General features: G+C 67.7%; 2 protein-coding genes and 1 pseudogene. 1 reads left to right on the top strand and 2 read right to left on the bottom strand.

What is annotated here, in order from left to right:
• Both RMO97_RS07095 and hisC read right to left on the bottom strand, forming a co-directional pair.
• A partial coding sequence (locus tag RMO97_RS07095; RefSeq protein ID WP_310539900.1) for an AMP-binding protein occupies nt 1–595 on the bottom strand: 595 nt, incomplete at its 3' end.
• 152 nt (nt 596–747) lie between these two features.
• Nucleotides 748–1,848 (bottom strand): histidinol-phosphate transaminase, encoded by a 1,101-nt coding sequence (gene hisC / locus RMO97_RS07090; RefSeq protein WP_310539898.1) that lies wholly within the window; start codon nt 1,846–1,848, stop codon nt 748–750.
• A gap of 75 nt (nt 1,849–1,923) precedes the next feature.
• Here hisC and RMO97_RS07085 point away from each other — a divergent pair.
• Nucleotides 1,924–2,167 (top strand): annotated as a pseudogene (locus RMO97_RS07085) (UxaA family hydrolase); the annotation flags it as partial.

The raw sequence follows: 2,167 nt of genomic DNA, 5'->3' as shown, positions 1-2,167 counted from the left end.
CCTTCAACGGGATGAGCTTGCCGCCTCGGCAGCCCTCGTCGGCGGTGATGACGACGGTCGTGTCGCAATCCTGGATTCGATTGGCGAGGCTGTCGGGGGAGAAGCCGCCGAACACGATCGAATGGACCGCGCCGATCCGGGTGCAGGCGAGCATCGCCACCGCAGCCTCTGGCACCATCGGCAGGTAGAGGGTGACGCGGTCGCCCTTGCGGACGCCCTGGTCCTTCAGGACGTTGGCGAAGCGGCAGACGTCGGCGTGGAGTTCGCGGTAGGTGATCGTGCGGCGGTCGGTAGGGTCGTCGCCTTCCCACAGGATCGCGGGGCTATCGCCGCGGGTTTCGAGGTGGCGGTCGAGGCAGTTGGCGGAGACGTTGAGCGCACCATCGGCGAACCAGCGGATGCGGAAGTCGGCTTCGTGGAAGCTGGTGTCCTGGACCTGGGTGAAGGGGGTTAGCCAGTCGAGGCGCTTGGCTTCGTTGGTCCAGTAGGTGGTGGGGTCGGTTTGGGCCTGGGCGTACTGGCGGTCGTAGTCGGCGCGGGTGACCTTGGCGGTGGTGGCCCATTCTGGGGGGACGGGGTGAAGGGTGGTGGTCACGGCGGCTCTCCAAAAACGAAACGTCACCCCGGACTTGTTCCGGGGTCCACTGAGCCGCGATCGCGGTTCTCACTTGTCGAAGGCAACGCTAGCCGCCCGGTGGACCCCGGAACAAGTCCGGGGTGACGGTGTGGGTGTGGAGGGGGGACCGCTCAGCCCGCCGCTTCCGCCAATTCCCTCAGCGCCGTCGCGACCGCGGTCATGTCTTCGTCCGTCCCGATGGTGATGCGCACGGCGCTGGGCATGCCCTGATTGGGGAGCCAGCGGGTGACGTAGCCGCGCTCCATCAGGCCCTTGTACGCGGCCTCTCCGGTCAGCGCGCCTTCGAACAGGAGGAGGCTGAAGTTCGCCTTCGAGGGGACAGCGCGGAGGCCGAAGTTGCCGAGATTCGCGATCTCGCCTTCGAACCACGTCCGCAGGCGATTGTTATGCGCTCGGCTCCTGGCGACATGCTCCGTGTCCCGAACGGCGGCGATGGCGGCGCGTTGGCCTGCCGTGGTCAGGCAGAAGGGCATCCGGATGCGGTGGAGGGCGTTCACGACCTCCGCGGGGCCATAGCCCCAGCCGATGCGCTCGGCGGCGAGGCCGTGGATTTTGGAGAAGGTGCGCATGATGAGGACGTTGGGGAGGGTGCGCGCCATCTCGAGCGCGCCGTCGTCCTCGTCCGCCTCGAGATATTCGGCATAGGCCTGATCGACGATCAGCAGGCAGTCGGCGGGCAGCCCGGCGTGGAGGCGGGCGATCTCGGGTGCGCCGATGTAGGTGCCGGTGGGGTTGTTGGGATTGGCGACGAAGACGATGCGGGTGCGCTCGTTGACCGCGGCAAGCAACGTATCGACATCGGTGCCGTAGTCCTTGTCGGCGGCCTCGACCGGAGTCGCGCCGGCGCGGCGAGTGGCGATCGGATAGGCGGCGAAGCTGTAGCGCGGGAACAGGATCTCGTCGCCGGGACCGGCATAGACGCCGACCGCGACGCTGATGATCTCGTCCGATCCGGTGCCGTAGATGATCCGCGCGGGGTCGAGGCCGTGGGTCTCGGCGAGGACGCTGCGGAGTGCGGCGGCGGTGGGATCGGGGTAGCGCTCAAGGGTGGTGCTGCCCTCGGCGAAGGCGGCGCGGGCGTGAGGGCTGCAGCCGAGCGGATTTTCGTTGGCGGAGAGCTTGACCACTAGGCGTCCATCGTCGGCGCTGGCCTTGCCGGGGATGTAGGGGTGGATCGCGCTGATCCAGGGCTTGGGTTGGGGAGCGGACATGGAGGTGCGACTATGCCGGGCGGGGGCGATCCGCAAGCAGTAGCGGCGGCGGACAGAGCCGGGTAAAGCGGTGTCATGCTGATCAGAGTTCATCCCGATGACAATGTTGCGGTTACGACCGAGGCGCTGGGGGAGGTGCCGGCGGGGCATAAGGTGGCGCTTGGGACTTTGCGCGCGGGGGCGCGGGTGGTGAAATATGGTTCGTCGATCGGGGTGCTGACCGCCGATGTCGCCGAGGGCGGGTGGGTGCATTCGCATAATCTGCGGACGGAATTGGGGGCGGAGCGCGAACCAGAATCCCACCCCCGCGAAGGCCGGG

Origin of the sequence: Phenylobacterium sp. (genome assembly GCF_031425575.1) — a bacterium.
Classification (GTDB): domain Bacteria; phylum Pseudomonadota; class Alphaproteobacteria; order Caulobacterales; family Caulobacteraceae; genus Phenylobacterium.
The sequence above is the reverse complement of the archived record's forward strand: the minus strand, read 5'-3'. Positions and strand labels throughout refer to the sequence as shown.

Excerpts from the sequence above, each read along its gene's own strand:
- hisC (WP_310539898.1), bottom strand. The coding sequence starts at position 1,848 with ATGTCCGCTCCCCAACCCAAGCCCTGGATCAGCGCGATCCACCCCTAC.